Below are 17352 nucleotides of genomic sequence, written 5' to 3' on the forward strand. Positions count from 1 at the left end.
GGGCTCACGCCGACCGCGCCTCGTCGCGGATCGCCGCGCCGGGGTCCTCGCAGCGGCACACCGCAGGAGACCACGAGGATCGTTCGAGAGCGATGTCTCCGATCGGGTTCACTCCCGGCCCTGCCGCGAGCGCATGGCCGGCGAGGGCGTGCAGGCACTTGACGCGGGTGGGCATGCCGCCGGCCGAGATGCCGTCGATCTCCGGCACCTCGCCGAACCGGCCGCGATCGGACAGATACGCCTCGTGCGCCGCGAGGTATCCCGCTGCGATCGCCTCGTCGTCGGTGAGGAGCGCCGCGAGCTCCGGCATCACCTGCGTGGCCTCGAGGGTCGACATCGCCGCCGTGGCGGACGGGTGCGTCAGGTAGTAGAAAGTCGGGAACGGCGTGCCGTCGGGCAGACGCGGCGTCGTGGCGACGACCGTCGGATTGCCGCAGGCGCACCGCGCCGCAATGCCGACCACTCCGCGTGCAGGGCGCCCGAGCTGCGCCGAGACGACGGCGAGCTCGGCGGGCGTGGGTGCGGGGAAGGGCGGCGTGGTCACCACACCAGCGTAGGGGAGCCGCCAGGGAGGATGCTCGGAGCGAACACTCAGGGAACGACGGCCGCCGTGTCGCTGAGCCCGGTCGAGACGAGGGTGCGCAGCAGCTGCGGCATCCAGTCCGCCGGCTTCTCCTCGAGGGTGGCGCTGATCGGGTCCTGCTCGCGCGGGAGCGCGGAGGGGTCGAGGTCGTTGTCGATCAGGTAGACGACCTCCCCCGGCTTCACGTAGTAGAGGCGCTCACGGGCCTGCGTCGTGATGTAGGCGGGATCGCTCCAGCGCTCGCGCTCGGCGATCAGGTCGGCGATCTCGTCCTCGCTGACCTTCACCGAGGCCTCGAGCGCTGCGATCTTCTGCCGCTGGTCGATGAAGGTGCCGAGCGTCGGCACGAGCACCCACGCCCCCAGCACGACGAGGGACAGCATGATCACGGAGAAAGCGGAGAGACGGATGCCGGAGGCCCACTCGCGCACATCGACGCGCTGAGAGCTCCCCCGCGTGCGCTTCCGCGACGCGGCGGGCGCGGATGCCGCTCGGAGGTTCGCCTTCGCGCGTCCCTTCTTCGCGGTCGCCTGTGGGGGCGCTGACGCCTTCGGAGACGCCGAAGGAGGAGCCGGTCGTCGTGCCACGGCTCCTCCTCCGGTCACCGCTCAGCGGTGTGAATCTGACTCTTCTGTCTTGCTCAGCCCTGGTAGCGCGGGAAGGCCGAACGCCCGGCGAAGACCGCGGCGTCGCCGAGCTCCTCCTCGATGCGCAGAAGCTGATTGTACTTCGCGACGCGCTCGCTGCGCGCAGGCGCACCCGCCTTGATCTGACCCGCGTTCGTCGCGACGACGAGGTCGGCGATCGTGGTGTCCTCGGTCTCACCCGAGCGGTGCGAGAGCATCGCCGTGTAGCCCGAACGCTGCGCCAGGCTGACCGCGTCGAACGTCTCGGTGAGCGTGCCGATCTGGTTGACCTTCACGAGCAGGGAGTTCGCGACGCCGCGCTTGATGCCGTCGGCGAGGCGCTCCGGATTCGTGACGAACAGGTCGTCGCCCACGAGCTGGACGCGCGAGCCGAGCACGTCGGTGAGGTGCTTCCAGTTGTCCCAGTCGTCCTCGGCGAGGGCATCCTCGATCGTGACGATCGGGAAGTCGTTGACCAGGCCGACGTAGTACTCGGTCAGCGCTTCGGCATCCCAGTCCTTGTTGTCGAGGCGGTAGACGCCGTCCTTGAAGAACTCGGTGGCGGCGACGTCGAGGCCGAGGGCGATGTCGGATCCGGGCGTGAAGCCGGCCTTCTCGATCGCCTTGACCAGGAAGTCGAGGCCCTCGCGGTTGCTGGGCAGGTCGGGGGCGAAGCCGCCCTCGTCGCCGAGGCCCGTGGCGTAGCCGGCGGCCTTCAGCTCGGAGCGCAGGACGTGGTACGTCTCCACGCCCCAGCGCAGCGCCTCGGAGTAGGTCTCGGCGCCGATCGGCGCCAGGAAGAACTCCTGCATGTCGATGCCGTTGTCGGCGTGCTCGCCGCCGTTGATGACGTTGAACAGCGGAACGGGCAGCACGTGCGCGTTCGGGCCGCCGAGGTAGCGGAACAGGGGAAGGTCGGCCGAGTCGGCGGCGGCCTTGGAGACCGCGAGGCTCACGCCGAGGATGGCGTTCGCGCCGACGCGCTTCTTGTTCTCGGTGCCGTCGACCTCGATGAGGATCTCGTCGACGATGCGCTGCTCGCTCGCCTCGACGCCCTCGATGGCCGGGCCCAGCTCGTCGATGATGGCTTCGACGGCCTTCAGCACGCCCTTGCCGCCGTAGCGGCTCTTGTCGCCGTCGCGGAGCTCGTACGCCTCGAACGCACCGGTGGATGCACCGGAGGGGACGGCGGCCCGCTGGACGATGCCATCGTCGAGGAGCACCTCCACCTCGACGGTCGGGTTTCCGCGCGAGTCGAGAATCTCGCGTGCGCCTACAGCCTCGATCAGTGCCACTGATGTGCTCCTTGCTCAGAGAAAAGGTTGTGTGGAGCGTCGTCGGTCCGCGCTCAGTCTAGCCCGGCCCTTCCTCGGGCTCAGGGACCCGCCCCCGGGGTTCGGGGAACGCCGGTCAGACGACGAGCGCTAGGGCGACGCCGTCCCAGCCCTTGGCGCCGACCGTCTGCAGAGCCGTCGCGTCGAACCGCGGATCGTCGCCCAGCATCCGCAGTCCGTCGCGGGTGCCGATCACCTTCGAATCCGTCGAGTCCTCGCGCACGATCTCGCCCTCGCGACCGATGTTGTCGAGCACGATCACCGTCCCGGGGTGGCCCAGCTTCGCGGCCCAGTCGAGGTAGACGGTGTTGGACTCCTTGTCGGCGTCGATGAAGACCAGGTCGAATCCGGCGACCAGGGTCGGCAGCACGTCGGCGCCCCGGCCGATGCGGATGTCGACACGATCGCCCACACCGGCGGCATCGATGCTGGCGCGCGCGACGGCGGCGTTGTCCGCCTCAGCCTCGATCGTCACGACCCGCCCCTCCGGGCCGACCGCGCGGGCCAGCCAGATCGTGGAGTACCCGCCGAGCGTGCCGATCTCGAGCACCCGGCGCGCGCCGCTGATGCGGACGAGGAGGTCGAGCAGCTTACCGGCCACCGGAGCCACCTCGATCTCGGGGAGGCCGGCGGCCCGCTGCGCCTCCAGCGCCGCCTCCAGGGCCGGGTCGTGTCCGACGAGCGTGTCGGCGAGGAAGGCGTCGGCCTGCGACCAGGCTGCGGGAGTGGATTCCATTCCCTCAGCCAACCGCCGGCTCGGCGGCGCGTCAAGAGCGCGGGGCGGAGAGCAGCCTTCCCGGTGCACCGGCGAGTTCGGGCTGTCGCCGGAACTGCCCGGTGGCCACGAGGACCGCGATCACGACGGCGAGGACGATCCAGCCGGCGACCCCGAGCGGTCCCGCGAGCGCCAGATCAGGCTTCGCCGCCGCGAAGATCACGATGAGCCCTGCGGCCGCGTTGAGCGACCCGTGCGCGATGACCGCCGGCCAGACCGATGCGGAGCGCAGCCGGAGCCAGCCGAGCAGGATGCCCCAGGCGACGCATCCGCCGATCATCAGGAGCACGCCGCTCAGGTCGGTGCGGCCGAAGTTGTAGCCGAGGAGGATGATCGGGCTGTGCCAGAAGCCCCAGATGGCGCCGCTGAGGAGCAGCGTCGGCCACGTGCCGAGCGGACGGAGGGCGGGAACGAGCCACCCCCGCCAGCCGAGCTCCTCGCCGAACGCGGGGATCGCGTTCAGGAGCGCCGCGAAGGGGATCATCGCGATCTGCGCGAACACGACCACCTCGACCGGGGGCATCGGCGACCCCGCAGGCAGAGCCTTCTGGAGCTCGACCGCGAAGGCCGCGAACGTGAGGTCGAGTCGGACGAAGCCGAGGGCGGCCGACACGAGGACGGTCAGCGCGACCAGAAACGGTGGCACCAGCCAGGCCGCGACCATCAGCCAGACGACCCGCTTAGCGGGCCGCAGCGGCCACAGCCCCAGGAATCGGGCACGCTCCCCTCGCGCAGGGAAGCGCATCGCGAAGGTGACGATCAGCGCGGCGATGGCGGGCGTCAGCATCATCGCCGGCAGCAGCGCCCCGGCCAGCGGTTCGGCGAGACCGTCACCCAGCCACAGCGGCAGCGCGACCAGCCAGGCGAGACCGCACGCGAGCACCGTGAACACGATGACAGCCGACCAGGGCACCCGCCGGGTCTCGAGCAGTGCGGAGTGGTTCATGAGGTCGCCTTTCCCTGGTCGGTCCGGGGTGCGCCGTGGGGGCGTGCACGGTCGACGAACGTCTGCAGCAGGGCTGCTGCCTCTTCGGCGCCGTCGATCGTGACGAGGAACGGCGGTCGGCCGCGACGCTCGACCTCGATCGCTGATCCCCGACGGGTCACGATGCCGGTCCGCCCGTCCAGGCCGATGCGCCAGCCCCAGCCGCCGAACTCGCCGAAGGGCGAGACGTCGACGGCACGCGCCGACTCGACCTCGTCGAGCGGGATCGTGATGCGCGGCCAGCCGATGAGGGCTCTCGCGGCAAATCCCTCGGGTGTCACGCGCACTCGGAACGCCGTGGTCGCGACCATCGCGAACGCGACGACGACCACCACGACCGCGACGACCCATCCGCCCTGCACACCCGTACCGAGCATGAAGGCCGCGAGCGCGACGAGCGCGAACAGGAGCAGCAGGAGGGCCGAGACCGCGGCACGCGGCATCGAGGTCGTGGCCAGCCAGACGACGCGCTCCCCCTCGGCGATGCGCACGGCCTGACGCGGTTCGAGCGTGGGCCCCGATTCAGGACGCACCTGCGGCTGCACCGCCCAGGCGACGGCACCGACGGCCGCGAGCGCGGCGAAGGATCCGGCCAGCACGAGGCCGATGCCCGGCACGTCGGCCCCGGCTGCCAGGTGGCGCTGCATCGCCAGCGAGCCGAGACTCAGCACGGTGGCGAAAGCGGCCATGCCCGCGGCGAGCGCACCCATGAGCCGCGCGGCACCGCCCCACTGCGCGCCCACCGCGGCGAGCGTGATGATCGCCATGAGCAGGGGGAACACCAGGCCGACGCCGAGCAGGATCCAGACATAGGTGGATGCCGGTCCGAACCCGTCGGCACCGTCGACACCCCAGTGGATCGCCACCTGGTCGGGCATCGACGGCAGCCAGGCGAGGAGCACGACGACGCCGATGGCCGAGACCACGATGGGCACGACCACGGCGACGAGGAAGAAGGTGAGACGCGCGCGGCGAAGCGGCGACGGAGGTGTGCGGGTCGGGTTGTCTGCGGTCATGGCGAGACCTCCTCGGGGTTCCTGGGGGTTTTCGTCTCTGAGCGAGGATCACGATGCGCGTGCACGATCCCCGCGAGCGTCTCGGCGGAGACGCCGAGGGCACCGGCTCGACGCACCAGCGCGTCGATGTCCTGCGCGAGCTCGGCGAGCGGTGCCGCCGACGCCGCGATCACGGCTCCCCTGCCCCGGCGGAGATCGACGAGGCCCTCGTCGCGCAGCCGCTGGTAGGCGTGGAGAACGGTGTGCTGGTTGATGTCGAGGGCCTCGGCGACGTCGCGCGCCGCCGGCAGACGATCTCCGGGCACGAGCGCGCCGGCGAGGATGTCGGAGCGGATGGACGCCGCGACCTGGTCGTACAGCGGTCGGGGACTGTCGGTGTCGACTCGGATCAGCATCGGCACTCCTCCTCTCGAATCGCTACTTATTCTAATTGAACTAGAACAACTGTGGCAACCCTCCAGTCGCCTTGGTCGGCGCGCGGTGCATCCGGGACACTGACGCCATGCGCATCACTCCCCGCCGACTCGCGATCGGCATGAGTCTCTGGATTCCGAACCTCTTCAGCGGCATCCGCATCCGCCGGTTCAGCGACGACTGGACCCACGCGACCGTCGAGCTCCACGTGAACGTGTTCACCCGCAACTACGTCAAGACGGCTTTCGGCGGCTCGATGTCGGCGATGACCGACCCCTACTTCTTCATGCTGGTGATGCATCAGCTCGGACGCGACCACGTCGTGTGGGACACCCGCGGCGAGATCGAGTTCCTCAAGCCCGGTCGCGGCGTGCTCACCGCCGAGTTCGAGGTGTCGAAGGAGAAGGCCGACGAGATCCGCGAGCGCGCCCGAGGCGGAGCGAAGGTGCTCGAGTGGTTCGAGACCGTCATCACCGACCGCGACGGCGACGTCGTCGCGAAGGTGCGCCGGGAGGTCTACATCCGCGAGAAGAAGCGGGTCACCGCGGCGGGGAGCTGACCCGGCCCCTGCCGTTCACCCGGGCATGCGACGATGTCGCCATGCCCCTCGCCCGCCGACTGACGCTCGGAGACGCCGTCGCGATCGGCCTGGGTTCGATGATCGGCGCCGGCGTGTTCGCGGTGTGGGCCCCCGCGATGGGCGTCGCCGGCAGCGGCATCCTCATCGCTCTCGCGATCGCCGCCGTCGTGGCGTTCTGCAACGCCACCTCGTCGGCCCAGCTCGCGGCCGTGCATCCCGTCGCCGGCGGAACCTACGCCTACGCCCGCGCGGAGATCGGGCCGTGGTGGGGATTCATCGCGGGGTGGAGTTTCGTGATCGGCAAGATCGCGAGCTGCGCGGCGATGGCGATGACGTTCGCCGCGTACGCAGCTCCCGAGGGCTGGCAGATACCGGTCGCCGTCGTCGCTGTCGCGGCGCTCGCCACGGTCAACTGTTTCGGCGTGACCCGCACAGCCCTCCTGACCCGGATCCTCGTCGCGTGCTCGCTGCTCGGCCTCGCCGTCACGGTCGCGGTCGGATTCGGGTCGGCCTCCGCGGCCTCGCCTCCCCCACTCCCGGATGCCTCGGCATACGGCGTGCTGCAGGGAGCCGGGCTGCTGTTCTTCGCGTTCGCCGGCTACGCGCGGATCGCGACCATGGGTGAAGAGGTCGTCGACCCCGCCCGTACGATCCCCCGCGCCATCGTCCTCGCCCTCGGCGGCGCGGTCGTCGTCTACGCCCTGGTGGGCCTCGCGGTCATCCTCGTGCTCGGGGCCGATGCCGCCTCATCGACCGCACCGCTGGCCGATCTTCTCGTCGCCGCCGGCTGGCCCGCACTGGCACCGCTCATCCGGGTGGCCGCGGCCGCCGCCTCTCTCGGCGCGCTGCTCGCCCTGCTCACGGGCATCGGCCGCACGACCCTCGCGATGGCTCGGGAGAGCGACGTGCCGCGGTTCCTGGCGAAGGTCGACGAGCGTCATCAGGTGCCGCAGCGCGCCGAGATCGTGATCGCCGCGATCGTCATCGTCATCGTGCTCGTCGCGGATCTCCGCGACGCCATCGGGTTCTCCTCCTTCGGCGTGCTGCTGTACTACCTGATCGCGAATGCGGCTGCCTTCCGCCAGACAGGAGCAGCGCGCCGCTATCCGCGCGTGCTGCAGGTCGTCGGAGCGCTCGGCTGCCTGGTGCTCGTGAACAGCCTGCCGGTCATCGCCTCACTCGTCGGGACGGCCGTCGTCGTCCTCGGCGTCGGGTATCGGATGCTGCGCCTGCACCTCGCCGGTCGCCGACTCGGCAGCTGACTCCGCTGCTGACTCCGAGCGGTACGTCCGCGGCGCGATCCCGAGCACGGCCCGGAAGTCCCTCGTCAGGTGCGCGTGGTCGGAGTAGCCGAGCTCGGCCGCGATCGTCGCGAGGTCGGCCGCCGGTTCCTCTCGGACGAGCAGGGCGGCCTCCTGCAGACGGCGGCGCCGGATCATCGCGGCGGGCGACAACCCGATGTGCCGGTGCGTCATCCGCTGGAGTGTGCGCACCGACACGGCCAGGCGCGTCGCCGCCTCCTCGGGCGTGAGCGCCGCGTCCTCCCCCATCAGCACGTCGGTCAGGGCGTTCGCCTGACGCGCCGCGTCGTCTGGCAGGCCGATCCGCTCGCGGAGCCAGCGGGAGAACGCCGCCACCGCACGCTCCCTGTGCCCCTCGCCCGAACCCATGGCCGCGCTCACGGCGTCGAGCAGGTCGGGCGCGTCGAACCGTGCCTCCGAGTCGATCAGCAGCGCCGGCTCCTCGATCAGCGCGTCCACCGCGGCGGGGCGCAGCAGTGCGCCCACCGCCCAGCCGCGTCCGCGCAGGTCCCGATGGGACGCGCGGGTCGTCGCCCCCGACAGCACGACCCCATCCGACTCGACCACGAGGTTGAGCGCGGGATACGAGACGACCTCCTGCCGGGACGAGCGCCCCGGCTCGATGTCCCACTCGGGGATCCAGAACCAGGTGACGAGCTCCACCGCATCGGCCGGCGCCGGCAGGCGATGGAACTCCGGCAGTCGTGCCGGATACAGGATGCCGCGGGTCGGATTCACCATGGGCCCAGCGTAGGGTCCGACCCCGACACCGATGCGGCCGAGGTTGGCGCGGATCTTCAAGCCGCCGGCATCCCGCCCCTCCTACCGTGAGGACATGACTGATGCGACCCCCACCACCGGCGCCAACGGCGCGTACACGACCGACGGACGACCGAACAGCGCGACGTCGCTCACACCCTTCCTCGCGATCCCCGGAGCGAAGCAGGCCATCGAGTTCTACCGGGACGTCTTCGGCGCGCGGGTCGTCGACGTGACCGAGTTCGGCGGCGTCGTCGCCCACGCCGACCTCGACTTCGGGCTCGGACTCCTCCAGCTCGGCGAGCCGAGTCCCGACTACCACCTGGTCGCCGCACCCGCAGGCGACGACGACTGCTACTCGATGGGTCTGTACGTGTCCGACGTCGATGCCGTGGTCGAGAAGGCCGTCGCGGCGGGAGCGACCGTACGCGAAGCTCCGGCGCCGTTCGTGTCGGGCGACCGGTACGCCAGCATCCGCGACCCGTTCGGCGTGCGCTGGTCGGTGATGACCCGCGTCGAGGACATCTCCGATGAGGAGAGCAGCCGTCGCGTGGCCGAATGGGCCGAGTCGTTCAGCTCTGCACCGGCGGACGCCGCGAGCTGACGGCGACCTCGGCCGCCCGACACACGGCAGGGAGCAGCGCCTCCGCCGTGCGCCGGTATCCGAGGGCGCTCGGGTGGAAGCGGTCGAGGCTGAACATCGCCTCCGGCTCGTCGAAGAACATCGGCCCGACGGCGCGGCGCAGATCGACGGGTTCGGCACCCGCGTGCCGCGCGGTCTCCGCCTGGATGTCGGCGAGACGGCGCGACATGCTGGAGGCCAGACGCCGGAGCGGCTGCGGCACCGGGCGCAGCGCGCCGAGGTCGGGACAGGTGCCGACGACGACCTCGGCGCCGACCTCGCGCAGCCGTCGGATCGTCTCGTGCAGATGCTGGGCCGAGAGCGAAGGCGGAAGGCGGTGCGTCACGTCGTTTCCGCCCACGACGATTACGGCGACCTGCGGACGGTAGCCCTCCGGCAGCACGTCGAGCTGCGCGGGCAGGTCCGGCGACTCCGAGCCGACGATCGCCGCGGTGTGCAGGCGCACGGGGCGCCGCATCCGTCGTGCCGTGCCCTTCGCGAGGCGCCCGCCCAGCGTCTCCTTGCGCCGTTCCGCTCCGAGGCCGGCCGCGATCGAGTCGCCGAGGATGAGCAGGTCGATCGGGTCTCCGTCGAGCGCTGCCCGCCACACGCGATCGGCATCCAGCGACTCCTCGCCGAGCGGCTTCCCGATCCGTGCCCGGGCGAGAGCCGCCTGCCGCGTGAGGACGAGGCAGATGCCGGCGAGGACGGCGGCGACCGAGAGACCGGTGACAAGACCCCGGAGCACGAGGACGCGGATACGGCTCACGCCACGATTCGACACGACCGGCGTGAACGCGGCGTGAACGGATCACTCCGGACGGTCATGTACGCCCGTCGTCAGTTCAGCGGCTTGAGCTCCAGCGCGCCCGCCCCTGTCGACACGGTCGCGAATGCGGTGTAGCCGTCGGCAGCCGAGCGCTCGAGCAGCGCCTTGAGGTTCTTGGTCCGACGCTCCAGACGCACCCGAGCGCCGCCCGCGATGAGGCGGGCCTTGTGCGCGACGAGCTCGCTCACGGGCACGTCGGCGTCGTGGATGAGCACGACCGCCTCGGCCACGGCATCCGGTTCCGCGGTGACCAGGTCGACCAAGCGCTCGAAGCCGAGCGAGAACCCGACGGCGGGAACCTGCTGGCCGAGGAAGCGGCCGATCATGCCGTCGTAGCGTCCACCGCCGCCGAGCGAGTATGCGACCGAGGGGTGTGCCAGTTCGAAGATCGTGCCCGTGTAGTAGCCCATCCCCCGCACGAGGAACGGATCGAAGACCAGCGGGATCTCGGTCGGCTCTGTCGAAGCGCGCCCGGCGGCGACAGCGTCGCCGATGCCGACCAGGTGCGCGACAATCTCGTCCGGCGCGTCGTCGGGCAGCGCCTTGCGGATCTGCCGCTCGCCGTACGGGTTGTACTCCATGGTCTGCGGACGCCGCAGGAACTCCTCGAACGCGTCGACGGGATCCGTGCTGCTCCCCTGACGCAGAGCCCGCTCTCGGAGCTCGGCACCGACGCCCTCGGGGCCGATCTTGTCGAGCTTGTCGATCGTGATCAGCACGCCAGGGCGCTCGTCGGCGGTGAAGCCGAAGCTGTCGAGCATCCAGTCCAGCACTCGCCGGTCGTTGATCCGCACCGTCGCGCCCTCGAGTCCGAGCGCGTCGACCGCGTCGAGGGAGGCGACCATGAGCTCGGCCTCGGCGCGCGAGGAGTCGTCGCCGATGATGTCGATGTCGCACTGCACGAACTGGCGGTAGCGCCCCTTCTGCGGACGCTCGGCGCGCCAGACCGGCCCGATCTGGATGGAGCGGAACACGCCGGGAAGCTGCCCGCGGTTGCTCGCGTAGAACCGGGCGAGCGGCACGGTCAGGTCATAGCGCAGCCCGAGATCGGACAGCTCGGCCGGGTCCTCCGCCGCTTCGCGGATCGCGTCGGCGTCGAGGCCCCGCCGCAGGATGTTGAACGACAGCTTCTCGTTGTCGCCGCCGATGCCGGCGTGCAGACGGTCGTAGTCCTCCACGACCGGGGTCTCGATCTCGTCGAATCCGTGCGCGAGGTAGCGATCGCGGATGACGGAGAGCACACGCTCACGGCGGGCCTTGTCGGCGGGGAGGATGTCGCGCATGCCGCGCGGCGGGTTCACAGTAGCCACGCTCCCATCTTCCCAGGTCCGGCGCGGCGGCCGAGCCTCCGGGTGTCAGGACGCCGCTTCGGCGACGCGTACCTCGTCTTCCAGCATCCGCAGTCTCTCGCGCAGCGCGCGTTCCGCATCCCAGCCCTCGGTGCGAGCCATCGCCACCAGTGCGAGGAGCGCGTCTCCGAGCTCGGCCTCGGATGCCGGAGCGGCAGGCTCGGCCTGCGGCACGATCCCCGCTCCCGCTGCCCGCCCCACGAGCTTCTGCGCGAGCGCGAGCGCCGGCATCCCCCGGGGAACGCCGTCGAGCACGCTCGTCCTGGTGCGCTTCTCGGCGGCCTTCGCCGCATTCCAGTGCACGAGGACCTCTTCCGGCGTCGTCGCCACCTCTCCGGCGAAGACGTGCGGATGCCGGCGCACCATCTTCTCGGTCAGGGTCTCGGCGACGTCGTCGATGTCGAAGGGATCGTCCGGGTCCTGCGCCGCGATCGCCGCGTGGAACAGCACCTGCCAGAGCAGGTCGCCGAGCTCCTCGCGCAGGTCGGCCCGGGTGCCGCTCTCGACCGCGTCGATGACCTCGTGCGACTCCTCGATCAGATAGGGGACCAGATCGCGATGCGTGATGCGCTGCGACCACACGCAGCGCTCACGCACCTGGCGCATGGTCTCGGCCGCGGCGCGCAGCGGATCCTCCGTGCCGTCGTGGAGTTCGGGCCGAGTGCTCACGGTTCCTCCTTCGATCCTCCCCGGGGTGCGGTCCGGGCGGGCGGCGCTCACGACGAGGCGGCCGCGACCTGACGGTACCAGCGCGCGCGCAGCGACACGATGATGCCGGAGAGCACGAGGGCGATCAGCGAACCGACGAGCACGCCGAGGATCGCCTGATCGCGGATCTCGTCGTGCGCACCGAAGGCCAGGTTGGCCAGCAGCAGGGAGACCGTGAACCCGATGCCGCCGAGGGCACCCGCCGCCAGGATGTCGGCGAAGGGCAATCCGGGCGCCGCTCCCTTCGGGCGGATGCGCATGGCGATCCAGCCGAACAGGCCGATACCCACGATCTTGCCGACCGGGAGGGCGACGACGATCGCCCAGAATGCCGGCGACAGCTGCGTCGGAGACACGGCGGGGATCACCACGAAGGCGGCGACGAACGCGAAGACGGGCAGGATCACGCCGTTCACCGTCGGCTCGAGCGTGTGCCTGGTGCGACCGGCAGGGACCGGCGACATGACCAGTCCGAGCATCACTCCCGCGATCGTGGCGTGGATGCCGGACGATGCCACGAGGCCCCACGTCACGACTCCGACGATGACCATGGCCACCGCGATCAGCGCGTGCCCGTGTTCGTGGAGCAGCCGGCTGAGCAGCCAGAACACCGCGACCCCGATGATCCCGAGGCCGAGCAGCAGCCACTGCACGTCGTGCGCGAAGAGAACGGCGATGAAGATGATGCCGATGATGTCGTCGAGGATCGCGAGCGCCAGGAGGAAGACCCGCACGGTCGGAGGCAGTCCACGTCCGAACATCGCCAGGACGCCGAGAGCGAAGGCGATGTCGGTGGCGGTCGGGATGGGCCACCCCGTCGCCGTGTCGCCGCTGCCGGCGATCAGGAGGTACACCGCGATCGGAACGAGCACACCACCGGCGGCCGCGATCGCGGGTTGCACCGCCTTCTGCGGGGAATCGAGCTCGCCATGGGTCAGCTCGTGCCGCAGCTCGATGGCCACGACGAGGAAGAAGACGGCGAGCAGCCCGTCCGACACCCAATGTGCGACCGACAGATCGAGCCCGGTGCCGGGCACGGCGATGTGGAAGTCGAGGATGGCCGCGAGCGCATCGTGCGTCGGGAGGTTCGCCAGCAGCAGCCCGAGCCCTGCGGCGACGAGCAGGAGGACGGCGGGGAACTGCTGGCCGCGGAGGGGGTTCGCTGAGATGCGCATCCCCTCCATCGTAGATCGCGGGGCGCGGGTGTCCCCGGGCGTCATGCGTTCCAGACACACCGACCGACGGGGATACTCTCGAAGGGTGACCCCCGCACAGAGCTTTCCCGAGCCCACGAACACCGAGGCCATCCGCGTGATCGGCCGCTTCGAAGCCGGCCAGGGCATCCCGGATGCCATGCGCTCCGACGTCAGGATGCTGGGCGGGCTGCTCGGCCAGGTGCTGCGCGAAGCCGGCGGCGACGACCTCTTCGAGGACGTCGAGCGTCTGCGCCTCGCCACGATCCAGGCGTACGAGGAGGAGAACTCCGACGCCTTCGAGCGGGCCGCGGCGATCGCCGAGTCCTTCACGGTCGCGCGCGCCGACGAGGTCGCGCGCGCCTTCACCTGCTACTTCCACCTGGTGAACCTCGCCGAGGAGCACCAGCGCGTCCGGGTGCTGCGCGAACGCGCCGGCCAGCCGGGCCGCGAGGATGCCGCCGACACGGTCGCGACCGCGTACGCGCGCCTGCAGAGCGAGGTCGGCGACGACGAGGCGCGCCGCCGCCTGGCCGGACTGCGCTTCCACCCGGTGTTCACGGCGCATCCGACCGAGGCTCGTCGCCGCGCCGTGTCGTCCAGCATCCGCCGCCTGTCCGAGCTGCTCACCCAGCACGATGCGGCGAGCGAGCGCGGCGCCGAGCAGCACCGCGCCCGTCGCCGGATGCTCGAGGAGATCGACACACTGTGGCGCACCGCGCCGCTGCGTTCGCAGAAGCCGTCGCCGACCGACGAGGTCCGCACGGTCATGGGCGTGTTCGACGAGACGCTCTTCACGACCGTGCCGCATGTGTACCGGCGCATCGACGACGCGCTGCGCGGCGAGGACTCCGGCTCGAGCGCGCCCGTCGTCCCCGCGTTCGTCCGCATCGGGTCCTGGGTGGGCGGCGATCGCGACGGGAACCCGTTCGTCACGGCATCCGTCACCCGTGAGGCCTCGCAGATCGCCGCGGACCACGTGCTCCGCGGTCTCGAGCGGGCCCTCGACCGTATCGGCCGCACGCTCACGCTCGCCGCGGACGACACACCGCCCAGCGCCGACGTCACCGCCCTCTGGGAAGCGTTCGCCGCCGCGGAGCCCGATGTCGCCGCCGAACTCGCCGCGCGCTCCCCCGAGGAGCCGCACCGTCGCGTGCTGCTCGTGCTCGCGCGCCGCGTCGCCGCGACCCGCAGCGGCGACCGCGAGCGCGGATACGCACGCCCGGAGGAGCTGCTCGCCGACCTGCGCGCGGTGCAGACCTCACTCGCGGATGCCGGCGCGAAGCGCCACGCCTTCGGCGGCGTGCAGCACCTGATCTGGCAGGTGGAGACCTACGGCTTCCACCTCACCGAGCTCGAGGTCCGTCAGCACTCGCAGGTGCACAGGAAGGCTCTGGCTGAGCTGGAGGCCGGCGACGCGATCAGCGCGCAGACCGAGGAGGTCCTGGAGCTGTTCCGCGTGATCGCCGAGATCCAGCGCGACCGCGGAGCCCGTGCGGCCGGCCGCTACGTGGTGTCGTTCACTCAGTCGGCGTCGGATCTCGCCAACGTCCACCGTCTCGCCCGTCACGCGCTCGGCGACGACGCCCCGGTGCTCGACGTGGTGCCGCTGTTCGAGACGTTCGCCGACCTGCAGGCCGCCCCGGAGATCCTCGCCGAGGCCGTGACCTTCCCGGAGTTCCGCGCGCGCATGGCGGAGACCGGCAACCGCCTCGAGGTCATGCTCGGCTACTCGGACTCGTCGAAGGACGTCGGACCGGTCGCCGCGAACCTCGCTCTCTACGAAGCGCAGGAGAAGATCGCCCGGTGGGCGCAGGAGTCGGGCATCGAGCTCACCCTCTTCCACGGTCGCGGCGGCGCCCTCGGACGCGGTGGCGGACCTGCGAACTCGGCCATCCTCGCGCAGCCGCCGCACTCGGTCGACGGCCGGTTCAAGCTCACAGAGCAGGGCGAAGTCATCTTCGCCCGCTACGGCGAGCCCGCGATCGCCATGCGCCACATCGACCAGGTCGCCGCGGCGACCCTCCTGGCGTCCGCCCCCTCGGAGGAGGCCCGCACCAGCGGCGCCGCCGCCCGCTATGCCGAGGTCGCGTCGATCATGGATGCGACGTCGCGCGAGCGTTTCTTCTCGCTCGTGAAGGCCGAGGGGTTCGCGCCCTGGTTCGCGACCGTGACGCCGCTTGAGGAGATCGGCCTGCTGGCGCTCGGCTCGCGCCCCGCACGGCGCGGTCTGTCCGTCGAGTCGCTCGAAGACCTCCGGGCGATCCCGTGGGTCTTCGCGTGGACGCAGGCCCGCATCAACCTCGCCGGATGGTTCGGTCTGGGCACCGCGCTGGAGGCCGTCGGCGATGTGGAACTGCTCACCGAGGCGTACCGGGACTGGCCGCTGCTGCGCACCATGATCGACAACGTCGCGATGAGCCTGGCGAAGACGGACGAGCGGATCGCCCGTCAGTACCTCGCGCTCGGCGACCGCGACGACCTCGCCGCCCTCGTGCTCGACGAGCTCGCGCTCACACGCCAGTGGGTGATCCGCCTCACCGGCGGCGAGGGACTCCTCGAGAACAAGCCCGTGCTGCAGCGCGCCGTGCAGTTGCGCAGCCCCTACGTCGATGCGCTCTCGCTGCTGCAGCTGCGCGCCCTCCGGGCGCTCCGCTCCGCCGCAGAGGAGGCCGGGGGCTCCGGAGCCGATGCGGAGCAGCAGCGCCTGCTCCTGCTGTCGGTCAGCGGCGTCGCGGCGGGCCTGCAGAACACCGGGTGATCCTGCGCCCAGGCGGCGTGAGAGTTCTCACATCCGGGGCACCGCTAGAGTGAAATATCGGTCGGATCCGGCCCTTCTCCCTCACGCGACACGATCGCCTGCGCCCTCATCCCCCACCAGAAAGCCCACCTCGCGTGACCGCTACGTCTTCCGTCGACTTCCACCCGCTCTCCCCCGCCGTGCAGCCCGTCTTCGACACGGTGCTCTCGCGGAGCCCGCACGAGCCCGAGTTCCACCAGGCCGTGCACGAGGTGCTGAACTCGATCTCGCCGGTGCTGGAGCAGCACCCGGAATACGTCGACGGCGGCATCCTGGAGCGTCTGGTCGAGCCGGAGCGTCAGATCCTGTTCCGCGTGCCGTGGGTCGATGACGCGGGCCGGCTGCAGGTCAACCGCGGCTACCGCATCCAGTTCTCCTCGGTGCTCGGCCCGTACAAGGGCGGTCTGCGCTTCCACCCTTCGGTGAACCTCTCGATCATCAAGTTCCTCGGGTTCGAGCAGATCTTCAAGAACGCGCTCACCGGCCAGGGCATCGGCGGCGGCAAGGGCGGATCCGACTTCGATCCGCACGGCAGGTCCGATGCCGAGGTCATGCGGTTCTGCCAGTCGTTCATGAACGAGCTCTACCGCCACCTCGGCGAGCACACCGACGTGCCGGCCGGCGACATCGGCGTGGGTGGACGCGAGATCGGCTACCTCTTCGGCCAGTACCGCAAGGTGACCAACCGCCACGAGTCCGGCATGTTCACCGGCAAGGGCACGGGCTGGGGCGGCGCAGAGGTGCGCACCGAGGCCACGGGCTACGGCGCCGTGTTCTTCGCCCAGGAGATGCTCGCCGTGCACGACGATTCCCTCGCGGGCAAGCGCGTCGGCATCTCGGGCTCGGGCAACGTCGCGATCTACGCGATCCAGAAGGCGACCCAGCTGGGCGCGACACCGGTGACGGCATCAGACTCGTCCGGCTACGTCGTCGACGACGCCGGCATCGACGTCGATCTGCTCCGCCAGCTCAAGGAGGTGGAGCGCGCCCGAATCGTCGAGTACGCGAACCGTCGCCCGAGCGCGCGCTTCGTCGAGGGCGGCAGCGTGTGGGAGGTGCCGGTCGACATCGCCGTGCCGTCTGCCACGCAGAACGAGGTGAGCCTGGCCGACGCCGAGGCGCTGATCGCGAACGGCGTGCGCGCGGTTTCCGAGGGTGCGAACATGCCCTGCGAGCCGGCCGCGGTCGACGCGTTCCAGAACGCCGGGGTGCTTTTCGCTCCCGGAAAGGCCGCGAACGCGGGCGGCGTCGCGACGTCGGCGCTGGAGATGAGCCAGAACGCCTCGCGCCAGCGCTGGACCTTCCACGACAGCGAGAATAAGCTGCGCGAGATCATGGGTGACATCCACCGCGCCGCCTTCGACGCCGCCGAGCGTCACGGCCGGCCGGGAGACTACGTCGCCGGAGCGAACATCGCCGGCTTCGAGCGCGTCGCTGCCGCGATGCTCGCCCAGGGCGTCATCTGATCGCAGGCGCAG

General features: G+C 70.9%; 17 protein-coding genes. 5 read left to right on the plus strand and 12 right to left on the minus strand.

All coding sequences use genetic code 11. The features are described from left to right. Positions 1 to 4: 4 nt before the first annotated feature. The 7 genes from ABS642_RS07240 to ABS642_RS07270 all read right to left on the minus strand — a co-directional run bounded on the left by ABS642_RS07240 (position 5) and on the right by ABS642_RS07270 (position 5714). Complete coding sequence (locus ABS642_RS07240; protein ID WP_350352779.1) at positions 5 to 544, minus strand: DUF501 domain-containing protein; 540 nt, start codon at positions 542 to 544, stop codon at positions 5 to 7. A 47-nt stretch (positions 545 to 591) separates the two neighbouring features. After that, positions 592 to 1170, minus strand: a complete 579-nt coding sequence (locus ABS642_RS07245) for a septum formation initiator family protein (RefSeq protein WP_350352780.1) — start codon at positions 1168 to 1170, stop codon at positions 592 to 594. 53 nt (positions 1171 to 1223) lie between these two features. Continuing rightward, complete coding sequence (gene eno, locus ABS642_RS07250) at positions 1224 to 2504, minus strand: phosphopyruvate hydratase (RefSeq protein ID WP_350352781.1); 1281 nt, start codon at positions 2502 to 2504, stop codon at positions 1224 to 1226. A gap of 115 nt (positions 2505 to 2619) precedes the next feature. Next, complete coding sequence (locus tag ABS642_RS07255) at positions 2620 to 3279, minus strand: O-methyltransferase (RefSeq protein ID WP_350352782.1); 660 nt, start codon at positions 3277 to 3279, stop codon at positions 2620 to 2622. A 31-nt stretch (positions 3280 to 3310) separates the two neighbouring features. Then, positions 3311 to 4264: a type II CAAX endopeptidase family protein gene (locus ABS642_RS07260; protein ID WP_350352783.1), complete on the minus strand. Its 954-nt coding sequence runs from the start codon at positions 4262 to 4264 to the stop codon at positions 3311 to 3313. After that, positions 4261 to 5319 carry a DUF1648 domain-containing protein gene (locus tag ABS642_RS07265; protein ID WP_350352784.1) on the minus strand — a complete coding sequence of 353 codons (1059 nt, stop codon included), beginning with the start codon at positions 5317 to 5319 and terminating at the stop codon, positions 4261 to 4263. The genes ABS642_RS07260 and ABS642_RS07265 overlap by 4 nt, the downstream gene beginning before the upstream one ends. Further along, positions 5316 to 5714, minus strand: coding sequence for a GntR family transcriptional regulator (locus ABS642_RS07270; RefSeq protein WP_350352785.1), 399 nt, complete (start codon positions 5712 to 5714; stop codon positions 5316 to 5318). Before ABS642_RS07270 ends, ABS642_RS07265 begins: the two co-directional genes overlap by 4 nt. A 107-nt stretch (positions 5715 to 5821) precedes the next feature. Here ABS642_RS07270 and ABS642_RS07275 point away from each other — a divergent pair, with 107 nt between their 5' ends. Beyond that, positions 5822 to 6292 carry a DUF4442 domain-containing protein gene (locus ABS642_RS07275; RefSeq protein ID WP_350352786.1) on the plus strand — a complete coding sequence of 157 codons (471 nt, stop codon included), beginning with the start codon at positions 5822 to 5824 and terminating at the stop codon, positions 6290 to 6292. Positions 6293 to 6333: 41 nt separating this feature from the next. Then, entirely contained in the window at positions 6334 to 7575 is a 1242-nt protein-coding gene (locus tag ABS642_RS07280) for an APC family permease (protein ID WP_350352787.1), read from the plus strand. Here the strand turns inward: ABS642_RS07280 and ABS642_RS07285 are convergent. After that, a complete protein-coding gene (locus tag ABS642_RS07285) occupies positions 7489 to 8355 on the minus strand; it encodes a helix-turn-helix domain-containing protein (RefSeq protein ID WP_350352788.1) in 867 nt (288 codons plus the stop codon). The genes ABS642_RS07280 and ABS642_RS07285 overlap by 87 nt on opposite strands. Positions 8356 to 8449: 94 nt before the next feature. Between ABS642_RS07285 and ABS642_RS07290 the strand changes: the two genes are divergently transcribed. Then, positions 8450 to 8977, plus strand: coding sequence for a VOC family protein (locus ABS642_RS07290; RefSeq protein WP_350352789.1), 528 nt, complete (start codon positions 8450 to 8452; stop codon positions 8975 to 8977). Here the strand turns inward: ABS642_RS07290 and ABS642_RS07295 are convergent. From ABS642_RS07295 to nhaA, 4 genes are all read right to left on the minus strand, one after another. Beyond that, on the minus strand, positions 8946 to 9764 hold the full coding sequence (locus ABS642_RS07295) for an SGNH/GDSL hydrolase family protein (RefSeq protein ID WP_350352790.1): 819 nt from the start codon (positions 9762 to 9764) through the stop codon (positions 8946 to 8948). The two genes, ABS642_RS07290 and ABS642_RS07295, sit on opposite strands and share 32 nt — an antisense overlap. Before the next feature lie 71 nt (positions 9765 to 9835). Further along, entirely contained in the window at positions 9836 to 11107 is a 1272-nt protein-coding gene (locus ABS642_RS07300; RefSeq protein WP_350353412.1) for an ATP phosphoribosyltransferase regulatory subunit, read from the minus strand. A 72-nt stretch (positions 11108 to 11179) separates the two neighbouring features. Further along, complete coding sequence (locus tag ABS642_RS07305) at positions 11180 to 11779, minus strand: MazG family protein (protein WP_350353413.1); 600 nt, start codon at positions 11777 to 11779, stop codon at positions 11180 to 11182. Positions 11780 to 11889: 110 nt separating this feature from the next. Continuing rightward, positions 11890 to 13056 carry a Na+/H+ antiporter NhaA gene (gene nhaA / locus ABS642_RS07310; RefSeq protein WP_350352791.1) on the minus strand — a complete coding sequence of 389 codons (1167 nt, stop codon included), beginning with the start codon at positions 13054 to 13056 and terminating at the stop codon, positions 11890 to 11892. 85 nt (positions 13057 to 13141) lie between these two features. Between nhaA and ABS642_RS07315 the strand changes: the two genes are divergently transcribed. Both ABS642_RS07315 and gdhA read left to right on the plus strand, forming a co-directional pair. Further along, complete coding sequence (locus ABS642_RS07315; protein ID WP_350352792.1) at positions 13142 to 15835, plus strand: phosphoenolpyruvate carboxylase; 2694 nt, start codon at positions 13142 to 13144, stop codon at positions 15833 to 15835. Between the two features lie 134 nt (positions 15836 to 15969). Beyond that, positions 15970 to 17340 (plus strand): NADP-specific glutamate dehydrogenase, encoded by a 1371-nt coding sequence (gene gdhA / locus ABS642_RS07320; protein ID WP_350352793.1) that lies wholly within the window; start codon positions 15970 to 15972, stop codon positions 17338 to 17340. The last annotated feature ends 12 nt before the right edge of the window (positions 17341 to 17352 follow it).

This window comes from Microbacterium sp. A8/3-1 (assembly GCF_040267695.1).
Lineage (GTDB): Bacteria > Actinomycetota > Actinomycetes > Actinomycetales > Microbacteriaceae > Microbacterium > Microbacterium luteolum.